Annotated in this window: 16 protein-coding genes; 2 read left to right on the top strand and 14 right to left on the bottom strand. The window is 54.8% G+C overall.

The features are described from left to right. Positions 1-113: 113 nt before the first annotated feature. Entirely contained in the window at positions 114-1,421 is a 1,308-nt protein-coding gene (gene xylA / locus ACXAET_RS02165) for a xylose isomerase (protein ID WP_475180423.1), read from the bottom strand. 415 nt (positions 1,422-1,836) lie between these two features. On the opposite strand from xylA, the gene ACXAET_RS02160 reads away from it, so the two are divergent. Further along, positions 1,837-3,024: an ROK family protein gene (locus ACXAET_RS02160; protein ID WP_475180420.1), complete on the top strand. Its 1,188-nt coding sequence runs from the start codon at positions 1,837-1,839 to the stop codon at positions 3,022-3,024. Between the two features lie 119 nt (positions 3,025-3,143). Here ACXAET_RS02160 and xylB read toward each other — a convergent pair whose 3' ends face one another. From xylB to ACXAET_RS02105, 11 genes are all read right to left on the bottom strand, one after another. Continuing rightward, the gene (gene xylB, locus ACXAET_RS02155) at positions 3,144-4,601 is read right to left on the bottom strand and encodes a xylulokinase (RefSeq protein ID WP_475180418.1); all 1,458 of its coding nucleotides are present in this window, start codon (positions 4,599-4,601) and stop codon (positions 3,144-3,146) included. 81 nt (positions 4,602-4,682) lie between these two features. Beyond that, positions 4,683-5,837, bottom strand: a complete 1,155-nt coding sequence (locus ACXAET_RS02150) for a Gfo/Idh/MocA family protein (protein WP_475180416.1) — start codon at positions 5,835-5,837, stop codon at positions 4,683-4,685. Beyond that, positions 5,837-6,892: a sugar phosphate isomerase/epimerase family protein gene (locus ACXAET_RS02145; RefSeq protein WP_475180415.1), complete on the bottom strand. Its 1,056-nt coding sequence runs from the start codon at positions 6,890-6,892 to the stop codon at positions 5,837-5,839. The genes ACXAET_RS02150 and ACXAET_RS02145 overlap by 1 nt, the downstream gene beginning before the upstream one ends. A gap of 27 nt (positions 6,893-6,919) precedes the next feature. Further along, entirely contained in the window at positions 6,920-7,978 is a 1,059-nt protein-coding gene (locus ACXAET_RS02140; protein WP_475180413.1) for a LacI family DNA-binding transcriptional regulator, read from the bottom strand. Positions 7,979-7,985: 7 nt separating this feature from the next. Beyond that, positions 7,986-9,608 carry a dihydroxyacetone kinase subunit DhaK gene (locus tag ACXAET_RS02135; RefSeq protein WP_475180411.1) on the bottom strand — a complete coding sequence of 541 codons (1,623 nt, stop codon included), beginning with the start codon at positions 9,606-9,608 and terminating at the stop codon, positions 7,986-7,988. 11 nt (positions 9,609-9,619) lie between these two features. Then, positions 9,620-10,612, bottom strand: coding sequence for an ABC transporter ATP-binding protein (locus ACXAET_RS02130; protein WP_475180410.1), 993 nt, complete (start codon positions 10,610-10,612; stop codon positions 9,620-9,622). Continuing rightward, the gene (locus ACXAET_RS02125; RefSeq protein ID WP_475180408.1) at positions 10,605-11,702 is read right to left on the bottom strand and encodes an ABC transporter ATP-binding protein; all 1,098 of its coding nucleotides are present in this window, start codon (positions 11,700-11,702) and stop codon (positions 10,605-10,607) included. Before ACXAET_RS02125 ends, ACXAET_RS02130 begins: the two co-directional genes overlap by 8 nt. A gap of 2 nt (positions 11,703-11,704) precedes the next feature. After that, on the bottom strand, positions 11,705-11,893 hold the full coding sequence (locus ACXAET_RS02120; RefSeq protein ID WP_068334147.1) for a hypothetical protein: 189 nt from the start codon (positions 11,891-11,893) through the stop codon (positions 11,705-11,707). Beyond that, the gene (locus ACXAET_RS02115) at positions 11,890-12,828 is read right to left on the bottom strand and encodes a carbohydrate ABC transporter permease (RefSeq protein WP_068334145.1); all 939 of its coding nucleotides are present in this window, start codon (positions 12,826-12,828) and stop codon (positions 11,890-11,892) included. The genes ACXAET_RS02120 and ACXAET_RS02115 overlap by 4 nt, the downstream gene beginning before the upstream one ends. Further along, positions 12,825-13,772, bottom strand: a complete 948-nt coding sequence (locus tag ACXAET_RS02110) for a carbohydrate ABC transporter permease (RefSeq protein ID WP_068334144.1) — start codon at positions 13,770-13,772, stop codon at positions 12,825-12,827. The genes ACXAET_RS02115 and ACXAET_RS02110 overlap by 4 nt, the downstream gene beginning before the upstream one ends. Before the next feature lie 80 nt (positions 13,773-13,852). Beyond that, positions 13,853-15,172: an ABC transporter substrate-binding protein gene (locus tag ACXAET_RS02105; RefSeq protein WP_475180404.1), complete on the bottom strand. Its 1,320-nt coding sequence runs from the start codon at positions 15,170-15,172 to the stop codon at positions 13,853-13,855. 370 nt (positions 15,173-15,542) lie between these two features. Between ACXAET_RS02105 and ACXAET_RS02100 the strand changes: the two genes are divergently transcribed. Next, positions 15,543-16,322, top strand: coding sequence for an MOSC domain-containing protein (locus ACXAET_RS02100; protein WP_475180402.1), 780 nt, complete (start codon positions 15,543-15,545; stop codon positions 16,320-16,322). Positions 16,323-16,430: 108 nt separating this feature from the next. Here ACXAET_RS02100 and ACXAET_RS02095 read toward each other — a convergent pair whose 3' ends face one another. Together ACXAET_RS02095 and ACXAET_RS02090 are read right to left on the bottom strand one after the other, a co-directional pair. Further along, positions 16,431-17,180: a proteasome-type protease gene (locus tag ACXAET_RS02095; RefSeq protein WP_475180399.1), complete on the bottom strand. Its 750-nt coding sequence runs from the start codon at positions 17,178-17,180 to the stop codon at positions 16,431-16,433. A gap of 11 nt (positions 17,181-17,191) precedes the next feature. Continuing rightward, entirely contained in the window at positions 17,192-17,989 is a 798-nt protein-coding gene (locus ACXAET_RS02090) for a transglutaminase family protein (protein WP_475180397.1), read from the bottom strand. Positions 17,990-17,991 lie beyond the last annotated feature (2 nt).

Here is a 17,991-nt window from a genome sequence, read left to right as displayed (position 1 = left end):
AATCCAGTTACCTGTGCCGTCGGACAATCTCGAACCCGTCCTTAATGGGCCTGAAGGTTCGGAATAAGCAATCTGCAAACAATGTGTGAACCGTTTGTTGTCCTCAGCCCGCCTCAGACAAACCTGTTCACATAGTTTTCGAGTATTTCCTGACGTCCTGAGCGTGGCTTCGGGTTGATATCTTCTTGCAGAACACGCGCGGCAATCTCGTCCAGACTGCTGTCCAACATGGACGCCGCTTGCGGTGTGTCCCAACCCGAGTACCTCTCTTGCAGAGCACGCTCCAAGCCGCCATCTTCGATCAGCGCGGCCGCGGCTTTCAGACCCCGTGCGCAGATATCCATCCCGCCGACATGGGCTGCAACCAGATCCTTCGCATCAAGGGACTGCCGGCGTATCTTGGCGTCGAAATTCGTGCCCCCGGTCGTGAATCCCCCCGCCTTCAGAATGTGGTAATAGGCCAACGCGACCTCTGGCGTGTTGTTTGGGAACTGATCCGTGTCCCACCCCGATTGGTAGTCATTGCGGTTCATATCAATCGAACCCAGCATCCCCTCAGCGGCGGCGACGGCGATTTCATGTTCAAAACTATGCCCGGCAAGGATCGCGTGCCCCTGTTCTAGGTTCAGCTTCACCTCATTCTCCAATCCATATTTTCTAAGAAAGCCGATGCAAGTCGCCGCATCATAATCATACTGATGCTTTGACGGTTCCTGAGGTTTCGGCTCCACCAGAATTGTGCCTTTGAACCCGATCTTGTGCTTATACTCTACAACCATATTCAGAAACCGGCCCATATGGTCCATCTCGGCCTTCAGGTCGGTGTTCAACAGGGTTTCGTACCCCTCTCGCCCACCCCAGAGAACATAGTTTTCACCGCCCAACTTCTGCGTTGCATCCAAACACGATTTTACCGTAGCCGCCGCGAACGCAAAAACGTCCGGGTCTGGGTTTGTGCTGGCACCGGCCATCCACCGGCGATGGCTGAACATATTGGCCGTTCCCCAAAGCAGCTTAGTACCAGATACCTGCATTCGCTCTGCGATGTAGTCGGTGATCTCTTCCAAGGTTTTGAGGTTCTCGGCGAAGTTGTCTTGTTCGGGCCGAATGTCAGCGTCATGCCAGCAAAAGAAAGGCTGGCCCAGTATTTCAAACATTTCGAACGCAATATCCGCCTTCATCCGCGCGCGTCCCATATCGTCTTGCGGGTGCCACGGACGTTCGAATGTCGGCCCGCCAAAGGGGTCTCCACCCTCCCACGCGAAAGAGTGCCACCAGGCCACAGCAAACCTAAGGTGGTCCTCCATACGCTTCCCCATCACGATCTCGTCTGGGTCATAATGCCGGAAGGCCAGAGGGTTTTTGCTGTCTGCACCTTCGAATTGAACTTTCTCAATCCCGTCGAAAAATCCACTTGTCATGACTTCCCTCCCCCTCGGTTCTGCACTGGCTGCTCGCCGAGAATAATCATCAACCAAAGATTGCCTAGAAATTCAGGCAATCCAGGCGCTTCAGTGGGGTTATCCATGAACAATGCGTCATCATCGGATTAGCCATGCTCGATATGCGATTGCGCGCTATTCCCATGGATCACGCCTTCGCAGGCGCGGGACAGCGGGCTTTCATAGACAAAAGCAACGTCGCCCAGGATGTCGCAGGATAACCTCTTATTTTTTAAGCCGCCTTATCTCGATTCCCGACCTTTAAGTCTGAATATCATATTTATTTTATCTGGTAAAATATTATCCTATATGCGGCTCCAAAACTGCTTTAAATTGAATTCACAGTAAGATTCACGAGGGTAAGAGACTGAAAAACAAAGCCTCTTTGATTTCCTTGGAACAACGGAACGCAACCCGTCTGCGGGTCTTGCAGCATATCAGGACAAAGGGTGCCGTTTCGCGGATTGATATTGCGTCGGCATTGCAAACCAGCCCGGCAACCGTAACGGCGGCCACTGCAGATCTGATCGCAGCCGGGTTAATTAAAGAGATTGAAGGCGAAGCGATATCCGCGCCCGGCAAAAGAGGCCGACCAAGGGTTTTGCTGCAGCTCGATGCCAAGTCCAACATTGTTGCAGGTCTAAAAGTCGCGCGGCAAGGTATCTCGGTCATTCTGGTCGATTTTGAAGGTAGCGAAACCGCGTCGTACAAACACCCGCTGGAAAAACCCAGAATGTCACCATCTGAGTTCGTAGCGTCCATCCGCAGCGCTCTTGACGAAACCTGCGCGCAAATTGGCCGCTCTGCAAAAGATCTTGCCGGCGTTTCAATCGGAGTGGCCGGCCTTGTGGACGCAAACAGGAATTTTGTGTACTGGTCGTCTTCGATCACTGAAAGGAACATTGATTTCAGTAACTTGCTATCACACCATCTGCCCTGCCCTGCTTTTATGGACAATGACGCCAACCTGGTCGCGAAAGCCGAGCAGTTGTTTGGCCTTGGCAAAGGTCTAAAGACCTTTCTCGTCGTTACGGTCGAGCATGGCGTCGGCCTTGGGATCGTTCTGGATGGTCAGCTTTACCGTGGCAAAAGAGGATGCGGTGCCGAGTTTGGGCACACCAAGGTTCAACTTGACGGTGCCTTGTGCCAGTGCGGCCAACGCGGATGTCTTGAGGCGTATGTGGGCGACTATGCTTTGATCCGTGAAATGGCGGTCACAGGTCAGACAAACGAAGCAATGACCGTTGCAGACATACATGATCGCGCGCGTTCGGGTGAGCAAAGGGCTGCTTCGGTTCTTTCCCGTGCCGGCCAGGTTTTCGGTCTTGGAGTATCCAACCTCATCAACCTGTTCGACCCAGAGTGTATTATCGTGTCAGGCACGCAAAAAAGCTTTGAACATCTCTGCGCGGATGAGGTTTTGGCCCGCATCCGCAATGGCATTGTAAATGTCGATGCAGCCTTGCCTGAAATCAAGGTTCACCATTGGGGCGACCTGATGTGGGCCAAGGGCGCTGCGGCCTACGGGATCGAGCAAGTTTCGATCCTTAAAGTGAAGGAACTCATAGCGAACACACCCTAAGTGCTAAACATCCTTTGCTATGGGCGTTCAGATCGCAAACCGGGCCTTTGAGGCCGGGGGTACGCATGCCCTCGTAACGATCGAGGTTTCGATCCGAGAAACACTCGCAGCCTCAGTTGTCACGTTGCGGCCAGTGGCGCCAGCGCCGCGTAGAATTGCCTGTATCTGCCGTATTCAGTTTCGTAGGCGTCAATCAGATCGCTGCGGGGTTCAATCCTATCCTCAATTTCCGGCGGCAACATCACTTCGGCTGGCTCTGCGTTGTTCACAGCACAGATGGCCAGGCGCGCGGCCCCCATGGCCGCCCCAAACTCGCTGCCTTTGGGCAGTTTCAGAGGGACCTGCAGAACTGTTGCCAAGGTCTCCAACCAAAACCTCGATCGCGCGCCCCCTCCGACTGCCATTAGGTTCTGCGGCGATGTTCCAGTACTTTTCAAGGCTTCTAGGCAATCCCGCATGGCGAAGGCCACACCTTCCATAACGGACTGGGTTAGGTCTGCGGGGGCGGAAGAAACGTCCAGACCCATAAACGCACCTCGGACACGGCTGTCGTTATGGGGCGTTCGTTCCCCGGAAAGGTAGGGCAGGAATGTGATTCCAGACGGGCCAGCGACCACGTCAGGCAACGTTGCAGCCAACTTGTCCACGGGCTGTCCAAGATTTCGCGATAGCCAATTCATGCTGTTAGTGGCCGAGAGAATAACCCCCATTTGTATCCACGTGTCTGGAATTGCATGGCAAAAACAGTGCACCGCAGTTTCCGGAGCCGGAGCGTATGCGTCTCTGGCAACAAGCAGAACGCCCGAAGTTCCCAGCGAAACAAACCCCGCACCGTCTTGTATGCTTCCGATACCGCAGGCGGCCGCCGCATTGTCACCAGCACCGCCGGCGACGACGACAGGTCCGGACAGCCCCCATTCGCGCCGCAAATCCGCCTTTAGGTCACCACCCGGATCGGTCCCTTCGATCAAGCTCGGCATCTGATCCCCGCGCATGTGCCCCAAGGCAAGCGCAGCATCCGACCACTGTCGCTGTCCGACGTCAAACCAAGACGTGCCCGCACTATCCGACATGTCCGAGATGTATTCGCCAGTCAGCCAAAAGCGTAAATAATCCTTCGGTAGAAGCACTTTGGCTGTTTTCGAGAATACATCAGGCTCATGCGCGCGCACCCACTCCAGTTTCGGCGCGGTGAACCCCGGAAATACGATATTCCCGGATATCGCGCGCATTTCTGGCATTTGATCCAGTATCCTGGCCTGATCCGCTGACCGAGTGTCGTTCCACAGAATACACGGCCTGAGAACTCTGCCGCCAGAGTCCAGCAAAGTCGCACCATGCATGTGCCCGCTCAGCCCGATGCCACGCAGTTTTAAAAAGGCGGTTTCGTCAAGCGCGCGAAGCTTCCCGACAACCTCCTTACACGCGTTGATCCAATCCAACGGGTTCTGCTCGGACCAGCCGGGTTTTGGTGTTGAGGTTGGAATGCTGGTTTCGGCATCGCACAGCACGCGACCGGCATCATCTATCAAGATCCCTCTGAGACCTGACGTTCCCAAATCCAATCCAAGATACATGCGCGCCTCTTCAGTATTTGTTTAGCACGGTGACCTTTTCACGGCGCTATTCGTGCCATGCAACCCCCGCAATTCAGGCTTCTATTCCAATTTGACCCACGCCGCATTCCTTGCAGAGCTTTGCACGCAAGCGGCCACGAACCTGACACCCTCCAGCCCATCGCGAACCGTTGGATACAAGACCGATGCCTCTGGTGGCTTTTCATCTCGGAAAGCCAGAATGGCTTCGGCGGCTTCACCGTAGATGTTCGCGAAACCTTCCAGATACCCCTCAGGGTGTCCGGGAGGTACGCGGCTTATCCGATTGGCGGCATCCCCTGCCCCGGGTCCATTTCTGGTGATCAGACGCTTTGGCTCACCATAGGGTGTAAACCAAAGATAATTCGGGTCTTCCTGAGCCCATTCCAGCCCACCCTTTTCGCCGTAAACACGGAGTCGCAAGGCGTTTTCGTTGCCGGGTGCAACCTGTGAGCACCACAGCATTCCGCGCGCTCCGCCATCGAAACGAACCAGGACATGAGCGTTGTCATCGACTTGGCGCCCCGGAACAAAGGCTTGTATGTCTGCGGCAAGGCTTTCGGCTTTCAAGCCGGTAACAAAGCAAGCCAGATTATAGGCGTGGGTTCCAATGTCACCGGTCGATCCGCCAGCGCCTGAGCGTTCGGGATCAGTCCTCCACTCTGCCTGTTTGAAATCCTGCTGCTCGGTCAGCCAATCTTGGGCATACTCAACCTGAACCACCCGGATTTTGCCAATCTGGCCGCTGGCAACCATGTCACGCGCCTGCCGGACCATGGGGTAGCCGGTGTAGTTATGCGTCAGAATGAACAGTGCGTTTGAATTCTCCGCTGCTTTGACAAGCTTTTTCGCATCATTCAGCGTCGCGGTGAGAGGCTTATCACAAATCACGTGAATGCCGCGCTTCAGGAACTCACGCGCGGCGGCGTAATGCACGTGATTTGGCGTGACAATCGAAACCGCTTCGATCCCTGATTTCAGTCGTGCCTCTCTGATCGCCATCTGCTTGAAATCGTCATAAACACGGTCAAGACCCAGCGCCTGCCCGCTTTCGCGGGATTTCTCTGGCGTTGAGGACAACGCTCCGGCAACCAATTGGAACCTGTCGTCCAATCGTGCTGCAATGCGATGCACGCCCCCTATGAAAGCATCATTTCCGCCACCGACCATGCCAAGGCGAATGCGCCCCGAGGTTTCTTCGCTACGTCCCGTTACCATCAGTCTATCCCCAGCATTTTACGGTTGGCCGCCTCATCGGTGCCGCTGTCTGCAAAATCGTCAAAGGCTTTCTCGGTCACACGAATGATATGATCCGACACGAACTGGGCACCTTCGCGCGCGCCATCTTCAGGGTGCTTCAGGCAGCATTCCCATTCGACCACCGCCCAACCGTCAAAGTCGTTTGCCGCCATTTTTGAAAAGACGGCCCCGAAGTCCACCTGCCCGTCGCCAAGAGACCGGAAGCGCCCTGCCCGATTGACCCAGCTTTGATAGCCAGAATAGACACCTTGCCGACCCGTTGGGTTAAATTCGGCATCCTTGACGTGGAACATCCGGATGCGATCCTTGTAGATGTCAATGTTGTCCAGATAGTCGAGGCATTGCAAAACATAGTGCGACGGGTCGTACAACATGCAGGCCCGTGCGTGATTGCCCGTACGCTCCAAGAACATCTCGTAGGTGACCCCATCATGCAGGTCTTCGCCCGGATGGATTTCATAGCAGACGTCCACGCCGCAGTCTTCTGCATGGTTCAGGATCGGCACCCAACGGCGCGCGAGCTCATCAAAAGCGGTTTCTATCAGCCCGGCGGGCCGCTGGGGCCACGGATAAACATATGGCCAGGCCAGCGCGCCCGAAAACGTCGCATGCGCTGAAATTCCCATATTTCTGGACGCTGAAAGCGCCTTTTTGACCTGATCCACCGCCCATTCTTGCCGGGCTTTCGGATTTCCCCTGACAGTTTCAGACGCAAACCCATCGAACGCCGTGTCATAAGCCGGGTGAACGGCCACAAGCTGCCCCTGAAGGTGTGTGGACAGTTCGGTAACTTCAACGCCGTTCTCTTTGGCTTTCCCCTTGAAGTCATCGCAATAGCCCGGGCTGGACGCGGCAGCATCTAGGTCAAACAATCGGCCATCCCAACTGGGAACCTGAACGCCCTTGTACCCGCACTCAGCCGCCCATTTCGTGATTGCATCCCATGAATTGAAAGGCGCTTCATCCCCGGCAAACTGCGCCAGAAACAAAGCCGGGCCTTTGATCGTCTTCATAATTTGTCCTCCCCAAATTCCATGCCTTTATGGCGGCAAATTTTCCTTTAGATAGATATCGATACGAATGCGTTCCTGAGCTTTGTTGAACGGAACCTTGTCTGACGTGGCGCGCAGCAGGCGGACGGCCGACCGAACCAAATGCCCGGAGTCCTGCGAGATCAGAGCGTCAAATGTGCCGCGGGTCAAAGCCTCACGGCTGAGCGGCGTAAGCTCGTGGGCTATGATCACCAGATTCTTGCTGATATTGCTTTCGGACAGAAACTGAATCAGGCCCGCATTGCCCGCAGCGGAGGAATAGATCCCGACCAGATCGGGATAGGTTGCAAATATCTCGGGCATCATCTTGTAAATCAGGTCGGGGTCATCGCGACCCTCGACAGACGCCACGACTTCAAGATGCGGAAAATCCTCGGCAACGACCAGATCAAAGCCTTGGCGACGCTCGAGATGATCACGCGCCAAGCGCGAGCCGGTCAGGACAAGAACCTTGCCCTTTTTATGCACGAACCGCCCCATCAGTTGCGCCGCTGTCCGCCCGGCGGACACGTTGTCAATTCCCACGAAATGATCGCGGTCCGAACTGGGCAGGTCGGACACAAGGGCAACGACCGGGATACCCTTGTCCCTGATCCTTTTGACAGCATCGCGTACCGATGGAGTTTCGGGACCAAAAACAGCGACGCCGTCGACCTCTTTGCTTTCCACACCATCCAGTATTTCGACGATGTCCTGAGGTTCAAACGGCGCAACGCGCTGAATCTTCAGACGCGTGCGTTCGATAAACTGATCGCGTGACTGTTCCACGATCTGCTTACTCAACGCCTCAAGAAACTCGTTGTCGGCGTCGGGCAGTACGAAAAGAAAATTGTAAACGCGTTTACGCGCAAGATTGGCGGCGGCGGTGTCGCGCACATACCCCAGTTCATCGATCGCTTTATGAACCTTTTGAACGGTCACAGCGCGAACGCCCGGGCGTCCGTTCAAAACGCGATCTACAGTCGCGAGGCTGACACCTGCAACGCGTGCGATGTCGTTGACAGTTGGCTTTTCCACCACTTCTAGTTTTTGCTTTTGGTCTTCCACGCGTCTTTCAGCCTTCAATCTCGTGCGCCAATCCCTCGAACAACAAAGCGACGGCTTCAGCGCCCGGGTCGTTATGCCCAATCAGGTTTTCTTCCGGGACATAAGCTGCGCGACCCGCCTTCGCACGGTGAATATTTGCCGTATTGTCAGCCCCTTCACGGGCTGCCTTTGCAGCATGCGTCAGCCCCGAAGGCAGCGCCGCAAGCGCAGGTGCAAGCGCGTCGATCATTGTTCTGTCACCCACCTTGGCTCCGCCAACCTGACTGACACGGTTCAAGCCTTCCACTAGAGATTTCGATACCGAAGCCCCGCTGGCACAGGCATCCCCTGCTGCGTTGAAGAATATCGCGAGGATGACCCCGGAAGAGCCGCCCATTGTCTGGCTCAGTTCATTGCCCAGCGCCGGGAAAAGCTGTGTCAGATCGGCCAGGGGCATTCGGTCAAGACTGCCCTGCAGCGACTTGGCCGCGGTGGCAAGTGTGCTGCCTGTATCACCGTCACCGGATTTGGCATCCAGCTCGTTCAGATGCTTTTCGGCACTGACAAGCAATTCGGACAACCGAGTGATCGTTTCCTTGGTCTTTGGGTTGTTTGATGGAATAGGATCTATCGGGGTCAGCCCATCAGGCAGGGGTGCAATCTTTACCGGCTCGATAGAACTGACACCGGGCCAGGCGGCCATTTCAACTGGGGTCTTGAGTGCCGACAAATCACCTTGGGTGACTGGCAGGATAGAAACCGAAAACCCATGCATATCCAATGAAGTCATCATCGGCGCAGGCCCAATGATATGTTGCGCGATTCCGGTTTCAGCCAAAGCATGTGTCAGGACGGCCATTTCCAAGGGGGTAGTTGACCCAAGGTTGTTGACCAACGCCACGCAATTACCTGAGCCCAAACGTTGTTTCAATTTCTCAACAACGGTGGACATCGCGGTCATGGCATTTGCGAAATCCACTTGCTCGACACCCGGTTCACCGTGGATACCCAAACCCAGCTCTGCCTTGCCCGGCGCAATCCTGTCTTCTTTCGGAGAGCCCGGAACGGTGCAGGTGTCCAAGCTCATGCCGATGCTGACAACTTTTTCGATGACATTTTTTGCGGCAGTCGTCACGGTATCCAGATCGGCACCACTCTCAGCAAGCGCACCGGCAATCTTGTGCACGAACAGCGTACCCGCCACACCGCGGGGTTGTGGAAGGTCTGGCAAGGCAATGTCGTCATCAACCACCACCATTTCCACCTTGCGTCCCAAGGCGCGGGCCCGTTCGGCGGCCAGCCCGAAATTCAGCCGGTCGCCCGTGTAGTTTTTCACGATCAGCAAGCACCCCGCCTCACCTGTCACGGCCAGAATGCCCGCCAGCACAGCCTCAACCGAGGGCGACGCAAAAACCTCTCCGCACACAGCGGCCGTTAGCATACCGGCCCCAACGAACCCGGCATGGGCAGGTTCGTGACCGGACCCTCCGCCGGAAACCAGCGCGACCTTGGATTTGTCCCAATCCGACCTGTAGACAACCTTGATATGCGGATACCCATCCAGACGGGTCAGCGCCCCGCCGGTCGCGGTCAGAAGACCATCTATCGCCTCTGTCACAAGGGTTTCTTTGGTATTGAGGAACTGGGCCATGCTTGTGCTCCTTAATTCACACGTGCGCCGGACGCGTCAAAGTACAACGGGTTGTGAGGGCGAATCTTTATTATCTTTCCAGATGGATAGTCCTGATGGACATCAATCAAGGTCACGACCGGGTGACCTTGTAAGTCCAGGTGCAACCGCGTTTGATCACCCAAATGCTCAGCACGTATCACGCGCGCCTCACTGCCCTCGCCTTCGATGATGTTTTCTGGCCGCAAACCAATCTGCGGACCCTTGTGATTGCCACCGAACAATTCGGACGGCAGGATATTGATCCTCGGCAAGCCCAAGCGGCTGGCGACATAGACACTGCCAGGGTTTTCATAGATGTCCCGCGGCGTGCCGTACTGAACCAATCTGCCCTCTTCCAATACACCGATATGTGTCGCCATGGTCATGGCCTCGACCTGATCATGTGTCACGTACAAGAGCGTGGACCCAAGGTCGGCCTGTATCCTTTTCAACTCAACACGCAAATCTGCGCGAAGCTTGGCATCCAGTGAGCTGAGCGGTTCGTCCATCAGGAATATCTGGGGATCGCGGACCAATGCCCGCCCGATTGAAACACGCTGCATCTCACCGCCAGACAGCTCGGTGGCTTTGTTGTCCAATTTGTGGGGGATTTGAAGGATTTCGGCGGTTTCGTTCACCTTTCTGGTGATCTCATCCTCAGGTGTTTTCAGGATCGGCGAGCGCAGCGGAAAAGACAGGTTCTCACGCACGGTCATGTGCGGATACAGCGAATACTGCTGGAAAACCATCGCCACATCGCGCTGAGCTGGTGTTTCCACCCCAACATCCCGACCGGCAATCCGGATTAATCCGGCATCCAACTTTTCCAGCCCGGAAATCAAGCGCAACGTAGTGGTTTTCCCCGCGCCCGTCGGTCCAAGCAGCACCACAAACGCACCATCGGGGATCGTCATCGAGATGTCGTCGACCGCCTTAGTATTGCCGAAGGACTTTGAGATATTTTCCAAAACGACCTCAGCCATTGCTCAGCACCTCATCGTTCAGAACAGACCTCAGAGCGCGGCCTGTTGACTGCTCGAACAGGGTGATGGTCGGAGAGCGGAACTCCAAACCAACCGTCTCGCCGGGGCTGACCGTTTCGCGCGCATCGATCCGGGCCTTCAACTCACCATTCGGGCTTTGCAACGTCACGATCTGCGTCGTCCCGAGGTATTCAGCCGCCAGAACCTTGGCCCGATAACCACTGTCATCTGACAAGAAGACATGCTCGGGGCGAACACCAAAGACCAGATCACCTTCTGCCCCCTCGATCATTTTGGGCACGGCCTCGTCATGTCCATTCAGTCGGACCATCTCGGAACCCGGCGTTACAGTGCCCTGAAATGGCAGGAAATTCATCGATGGCGAGCCAATGAAATCGGCCACGAACATGGTCGCCGGTTTGTCGTAGATTTCCTGAGGCGTGCCGAATTGTTCGATCACCGCGTTGTTCATCACGACGATCTTGTCACCCATCTGCATCGCTTCCAGTTGGTCATGCGTGACATAAACCGTGGTCGCGCCCATGCGATCATGCAGCGCGCGCAGTTCTTCGGCCATATGTTCGCGAAACTCAGCATCCAAGGCACCAAGGGGTTCATCCATCATGAAGGCTTTTGGTTCGCGGACAATCGCACGCCCAAGGGCCACGCGCTGCCTGTCGCCACCGGAAAGCCCGCCTACGGGGCTGTCCAGAATATCCTTTATTCCAAGAATGCCCGCGACTTCTTCTACCTTGGCCTTAACGGCGGCACGCGGCATTCCCTGCGATATCAACGGGTAGCTGATGTTTTTACGCACATTCATATGCGGATACAGCGCGAACATCTGGAAGACGAAAGCAATGTCTCGTTCCGATGGCGGTCGTTGGCTGATTTCCTCACCATCAAGGTAGATTTCGCCGGAGGTCGGAAGCTCCAGACCCGCGATCATCCGCAAGGTCGTCGTCTTACCGCACCCCGACGGCCCAAGCAGCATGAAGAACTCACCATCTTCAATCGTGAACGAGCTTTCGCGGACAGCCGTGAAATCGCCGAACATTTTCTTAACGTTTTTAACTACGATCTGGGCCATTTCTACTCCGGAAAGTGGCTGACGATGATGAACATGACGGTTCCGATCAGCGTGACGATGAAGGAGTAGGTGAACGCCCAAAGGACAAACGGCTGCATCAGCATAAAGACCCCGACCGCGATCAGTATTGTCGCCACCATTTCCCATGGCCCCCGGCGAAGCCGCATCAGTCCTGAAAAAAACTTGGTCATTTGCGTACAGCTCCGAACGTGATCCCACGCAGCAGGTGTTTGCGCATCAGGATGGTGAAAATCATGACCGGGATCAGGAAGATCGTTGCACCAGCCGCGACTGCAGGCCAATCAAGGCCACCGATACCGATGATGGTTGGAATAAACGGCGGGGCCGTCTGCGCATTCGCAGAGGTTAGCAGCACAGCAAACGCATACTCATTCCAAGCGAAAATCAGGCAGAAGATCGCGGTTGAGGCTATGCCCGTCGCAGCCTGTGGCAGAACCACTTTGTAGAAGGCCTGAAACCGGGTGTAGCCATCGATCAGCGCTGCTTCTTCGTATTCCCGCGGGATTTCATCGATGAACCCCTTCAGCAACCAAACCGCCAACGAAATGTTCACCCCCGTGTAGAGCAGGATCATCCCGAGGTGCGTGTCGCTTAGCCCAAGGTTTCGGAACATCAAAAAGATCGGGATCGCAACGGCGACGGGGGGCATCATCCTAGTACTGAGAATAAAGAACAGAAGATCGTCTTTGAGCGGCACCTTGAAGCGGCTGAACGCGTAGGCCGCCAAAGTGCCAAGGAAGATACTCAGGAATGTAGAACCGAACCCGATGATGACCGAGTTCATAAATCGCTCACCAAACTTGGATGGTCCGACGATCACCATGTCGTATTGGCGAACGATTTCATCGGCCCAGTTTTGCGGTGGGTTCGCGTCTAAAAACTCCTGCGTTTGACGTGTTCTGGTTGTGAAGAGATTAACGTAGCCTTCCAGAGTTGGCTCAAAGACGACCTTGGGCGGGTAACTGATGGCATCTGCCGGAGATTTGAACCCGGTCAGCAGAATCCAGACCAAAGGGATCATCGTGATCAGTGCGTAGCCGATCACCAGGGCACCGGCGATCCACTTGGACCGGTTTGAAGGTTCGGTGACGGAAAAGCTGCTCATCTCTGCTTCACCTTGTTCAGGGCTTTGACATAGATCGACGCAAGGCCGAACACGGTGACAAAGAGGATGATCGCATAGGCCGAGGCATAGCCCGTGCGCCATTTCTCAAAGGCTTCGCGTTTGAGGTTGATCGAAGTCAGTTCCGTAACAGAACCCGGCCCGCCACCCGTCAACTGAACCACAAGGTCGAACATCTTGAAGTTCTCGATCCCACGGAACAGAACGGCAAGCATCAGGAACGGCAACACCATCGGAATGGTGATCGTGAAGAACTGCCGCAGCTTGCTGGCCCGGTCAATTTCCGCCGCCTCATAGATATAGTCCGGTATGCTTCGCAGCCCGGCCAGACAGATCAGCATCACAAACGGCGTCCACATCCACGTGTCGACGATCACAATCGCCCAAGGCGCCAATGTGACCGATCCCAGCATCTCAAAACTCGACGGTTCTTTGCCGGTGAACCACGATACGATGTAATTAAACAGACCGATCTGCGGCTGATAGAGGAACTTCCAGAAGTTCCCCACAACGGCCGGAGACAGCATCATTGGCAGCACGATAATTGTGGTCCACAGGTCGTTGCCCTTGAATTTCTTGTTGATCAGCCACGCCAGTGTGAATCCGATCAGGACCTGAAAGAAGATTGTCCAGAACAGAAAATGCGCTGTGGCCTGCATATTCAGCCAAGTGTCGGTATCTGTCAGAATACGCTCGTAGTTGCGAAGCCCGACATCCTTGACCTCACGCCCGATGCGATTGGCCTTGTAGTTGGTAAAGCTAAGCTGGATGGTCCAGATCAACGGAAAGATATTGATCGCAAGCAGCAGGAATATCGTTGGAGAGATGAAAATCCAGGCGATTGCGCGGTCGGATAACCCCCGAATTTTTCGCGCAACCCGCACTGGCGTTGCCTGCGCAACGCGATCTATCGTCCTGTCAGACATATCTTTACCAGTTCTTGTCGGTTTCGGGCGCAAGGGTGATTGCGGAGCGGGACGATGCCCGCTCCTACCCGGCTACCTGATTACAGCTTGCCTTCGTCTTCAAAGACTTCCGTCCAGTCTTGGATCAGAAGATCAAGCGCTTCTTGTGCCGTGCCCTGATCGGCCACAACATAGTCGTGGATGCGCTTTTGCATTGCCAGAAGCAGTTCCGCATAGGCTGGCTCCTGCCAGAAGTCCTGCACGCCTGCCATCGCTTCTAAGAAGTCGCCGGCAAAGGGCTGGCTATCCACAAATCCAGGATCTTCCAGCACCGAGTTATGTGCGGAATAGCCGCCCAGCTCCCACCATTTCGCCTGAACCTCTGGCTGCGCGAACCACTTGATATACTCAAGCGCGGCATCCTGTTTATCGGAATAGCTGACTACAGAGATGCCCTGCCCACCAAGCGTAGACCCCGGCTGATTTTGCGGCGGGTTGACGAAGAAGTCGATCTTGTCGCCGCCGGTATTGGGATCAGCGTACAGGCCCGGGAAAAACGCGAACCAGTTCATCGCCATGGCGACCTGACCAGACTTAAAGGCGTCCAGGCTCTCCCCCATGTAAGAGTTGGTATAGCCCGGTGGCGTTGCGGTTTCGTAGAACTCCTTATAGAACTCCAGCGCTTCGACGGCTTCGGGCGAATTTACGGCACCTTCCATGTCATACGAACCCGGCGTGTTTTCATACTTGAAGCCCCAAGGATACAGCGCGCCAGTCACACCCATTGTGATCCCTTCCGATCCACGCTCGGTAAAGATCGCTGCGCCGTACACGGTTTTTCCGTCAATTTCGCGACCTTGGAAGAATTGCGCGATTTGCAGCAGCTCTTTCTGGGATTGAGGTTCGCGTAAGTCCTGCCCGGTAGCATCTTTATAAGCGGCCTGAATTTCAGGGTTTTCAAACCAGTCTTTCCGGTAAAACCAACCGTTTGCATCCCCCATCGCAGGCAAAGCGTAGTAGTTCGGCGTACCTTTCGGCCAAGTCGAATAGGCATAAACCGTGGCTGGCGCGAAATCATCCATGCTGATTCCTTCAGCATCAAAGAAATCATTCAATTTCACGTAGTGGCCGTTTTCAGCACCGCCGCCAATCCATTGGCTGTCGCCGATCAACAGGTCGCACAGCTTCCCGCCAGAGTTCAGTTCGTTCAGCATCCGGTCCGCAAAATTTGGCCATGGCACAAACTCGAAATTCATCGTGTGACCGGACTCAGCCTCAAATTCCTTCGAAAGCTCGACAAGCGCGTTGGCCGGGTCCCATGCTGCCCAACACAGCGTCAGGTCTTCAGCATTTGCCCTGGTAGAAAGAGTAGTAGCGGCAAGGACCATTGCGCTGGCCGAAGCCAGTTTTAAGTAAGTCATCCATTCCTCCCTTTTTTGCGCCGTCAATCGAGGATGTGCGAATCGCGGCATATGCTCAAGGGTATTTGAGGTACGCACCTCAGGTCTAGGATTTTCTGAGGTTCGTACCTCATTATTCTAGAGTGAATTATAATTTATATCCTTATCTTGTTATTTTATTTACATATTTTTCGAAAACTTGCGTAACGCAATGAAGGCACTTTGATCCAATACGTGAAATTCATGCTGGTAAATTCACAAAGCGGTAGCCAGCGATCGCTAAGTTTGATGATCTACGGATGCACCACTCTCAGCGATCTGCCCGGCAGTTGAAGAACTTGCGTGACGTTCGTCAGGTCAGGGGTGCTTTTGTCAAGTAACGGACCAAGGTATGACCGATTTCACTATTGCGCAAATGAACCGATACCCGATCAAGGGTTTAAGCGCCGAGGTGCTTAGTTCTGTAGAATTGCGCGCGGGCGAAGGTATTCCCGGTGACCGCCTCTTCGGTTTTGCGCGCTACAACTCCGGATTCGACCCGCTGAACCCCAGCCCGCTTCCGAAAGACCGCTTTGTTGTTCTTTTGAACCAAGCGGGGCTGGCCGGTCTCAAGACAGGTTTCGACGCGGACACTCATGGGCTGGAAATCAGAGTCGGCCAAAGAACTCATCATTTCGATATGAGCGATCCAAAGGGGCAAGTCGATGCGGCGCGGTTCCTTTACACCACACTTGGCCTGAAGGACCCTGAACCACCGAAATTTGTATCCTCTGCACCTCATCGTTTTACTGATGTATCGGTCGTCTCTCCCAAAATGATGAATGCGATATCTTTGTTGAATCGTGCGTCTGTTAGGGCTTTGGGGAAAAAGCTGAACGCAGATATCCACCCTGCTCGGTTTCGCGCGAATATCGAGATTGACGGATTGCCGCCCTTTTCGGAACTGGATGCCATCGGCTCAACCTTGGTGTTTGGCGATGTTCAGCTTCGCATACTATCCCGCACAAAAAGATGCGCCGCGACCGAGGTAAACCCGGAAACGGCCGAACGGGACCTGAACCTTCCCTATCTTCTTAGAAAACACCTCGGCCACATGGATATGGGCGTTTATGTCGAGGTCGTGACAGGTGGAACGCTTACTCTGGGCCAATCCGGTCAACAGCCTGTGTGAGGCTCCTGCGAACGCGAGGGCATGACCATTCTGCCCCGCAGCCCCCCGCGAACGAAACCATGATGGGGCAATAAAGCACTGCCCTTACCCTGAGCGTCGAACGGTTCTTCAATCGCCTGAATGAGGTGTCACGTTGTAATCCGGAAGCTTGGACAAGGCGGATTTCAACGCGTCGCTCCACCCTTCAGAGATCGTGCGGAAATAGACATCATCAACTTCAAACCTTGACCGAGTACCCGAGTTTAGACTGTCTTCTTCGTAAAGCAGCAGGTCCAGCGGTGCTCCGACGGAGAGGTTGGCCTTGATTGTGGAATCGAAGCTGACCAGCAACAGTTTTACGGTTTCCGGAAAGCTCATCTTGGCATCATAGGCACGTACCAGAATCGGGCGCCCGTATTTGGTCTCTCCGATCTGGAAGAAAGGAGTGTCGTCACCCGCTTCGATAAAGTTTCCCTCAGGGTAGATCAGAAATAAACGCGATGGCCCGCCTTTGATTTGCCCACCCAGAATAAGCGTTGCGTGAAATGAGCTGTCGGCCTCCTGCCCCGAGCGTGAGTGCTTTTCGATCACGTCGTTCAGGGTTTCAGCGATCCGCTGGGCAACCTGAAACATTGTCGGCGCCTCAAGGATTGAAGGTGATCGATCTTCGGGGGCTTTTGTGCGCTCTTCCAACAAGCTGACGGTGGCTTGCGTGGTCGCCAGATTTCCCGCTGCCAACAGGGTGATCGACCGCTCGCCCTCGACCGTCCAGTTAAACATCTTCTTGAAGGTCGAGATGTTGTCCACACCCGCATTCGTGCGCGTATCGGACATGAAAACCAGCCCGCGGTTCAGCCGCATCCCCACAGCGTATGTCATTGTCTGCTCCGTTACTGCTGTGCGACCTGCAACTGTACCGTCAATTGCTCGCCCGCCGCCCCAATTCTGTTTCCTATTACCGGCGCGGCCTGTGCATAGTCCAGACCAGTTGCGACGCGTACGTATCGGCTGTCAGGAGAAATGCCGTTCGAAACATCGAACCCGACCCAACCTAGCCCGTCAACATGCACCTCGGCCCAGGCATGGGTCGCATCCTGCAACTGTGTGTCGTTCATCATCAGATAGCCCGAGACATAACGTGCGGGCAGCCCGATTTGCCGAACACAGGTGATGAATATATGGGCATGGTCCTGGCAGACACCGCTGCCAGCTTCAAGCGCGTCCTCTGCGCTCCAGTCCGGGTGTGAGCTTCCGACCTCGTATAGGACACGCTTGCGAATGGCATCGGACAAGGCGTGCATTTGTTCAAGCGGTTCGCCTTCGGGCAAAGACCGTATCAGATCTGAAACGCCCTTACCCGGTTTCGTTCGGCGCGTCCTGCGATTAAAAAGCCACAACGGGGTTGAACCTTCGTGACGCCCCAGAATTCCGTGATTGTCCTCGATTTCAACAACGCCGTCAGAGATCAGGGACACACTTTGGGTATTCGCTTCAAAGCTGATCAGTTCCACCGTGTTGCGGTGGTAATCCTCGTAGCTCAGTTCTTTTAATCCGCCAATAATTTCAGTGTTCCAAGATACGACCCTTTGATTGCGGAAGGACTTTGGCGTTTTCCTCAGTTGCTGTAGTCCGAAGAGGACCGGTGCATCAAAATCGTATCGCGTCTCGTGTCTTATATGCAGTTTCATAG

The organism is Ruegeria sp. AWH4_226 (assembly GCF_056159225.1).
This window is presented reverse-complemented; position numbering and strand designations above follow the sequence as displayed.

Bases quoted from the DNA above. Each gene is read 5' to 3' on its own strand.
- xylA (WP_475180423.1), bottom strand. From the start codon at position 1,421: ATGACAAGTGGATTTTTCGACGGGATTGAGAAAGTTCAATTCGAAGGT.
- xylB (WP_475180418.1), bottom strand. From the start codon at position 4,601: ATGTATCTTGGATTGGATTTGGGAACGTCAGGTCTCAGAGGGATCTTG.
- ACXAET_RS02150 (WP_475180416.1), bottom strand. From the start codon at position 5,837: ATGGTAACGGGACGTAGCGAAGAAACCTCGGGGCGCATTCGCCTTGGC.
- ACXAET_RS02145 (WP_475180415.1), bottom strand. From the start codon at position 6,892: ATGAAGACGATCAAAGGCCCGGCTTTGTTTCTGGCGCAGTTTGCCGGG.
- ACXAET_RS02135 (WP_475180411.1), bottom strand. From the start codon at position 9,608: ATGGCCCAGTTCCTCAATACCAAAGAAACCCTTGTGACAGAGGCGATA.
- ACXAET_RS02130 (WP_475180410.1), bottom strand. From the start codon at position 10,612: ATGGCTGAGGTCGTTTTGGAAAATATCTCAAAGTCCTTCGGCAATACT.
- ACXAET_RS02125 (WP_475180408.1), bottom strand. From the start codon at position 11,702: ATGGCCCAGATCGTAGTTAAAAACGTTAAGAAAATGTTCGGCGATTTC.
- ACXAET_RS02120 (WP_068334147.1), bottom strand. From the start codon at position 11,893: ATGACCAAGTTTTTTTCAGGACTGATGCGGCTTCGCCGGGGGCCATGG.
- ACXAET_RS02115 (WP_068334145.1), bottom strand. From the start codon at position 12,828: ATGAGCAGCTTTTCCGTCACCGAACCTTCAAACCGGTCCAAGTGGATC.
- ACXAET_RS02110 (WP_068334144.1), bottom strand. From the start codon at position 13,772: ATGTCTGACAGGACGATAGATCGCGTTGCGCAGGCAACGCCAGTGCGG.
- ACXAET_RS02105 (WP_475180404.1), bottom strand. From the start codon at position 15,172: ATGACTTACTTAAAACTGGCTTCGGCCAGCGCAATGGTCCTTGCCGCT.
- ACXAET_RS02100 (WP_475180402.1), top strand. From the start codon at position 15,543: ATGACCGATTTCACTATTGCGCAAATGAACCGATACCCGATCAAGGGT.
- ACXAET_RS02095 (WP_475180399.1), bottom strand. From the start codon at position 17,180: ATGACATACGCTGTGGGGATGCGGCTGAACCGCGGGCTGGTTTTCATG.
- ACXAET_RS02090 (WP_475180397.1), bottom strand. From the start codon at position 17,989: ATGAAACTGCATATAAGACACGAGACGCGATACGATTTTGATGCACCG.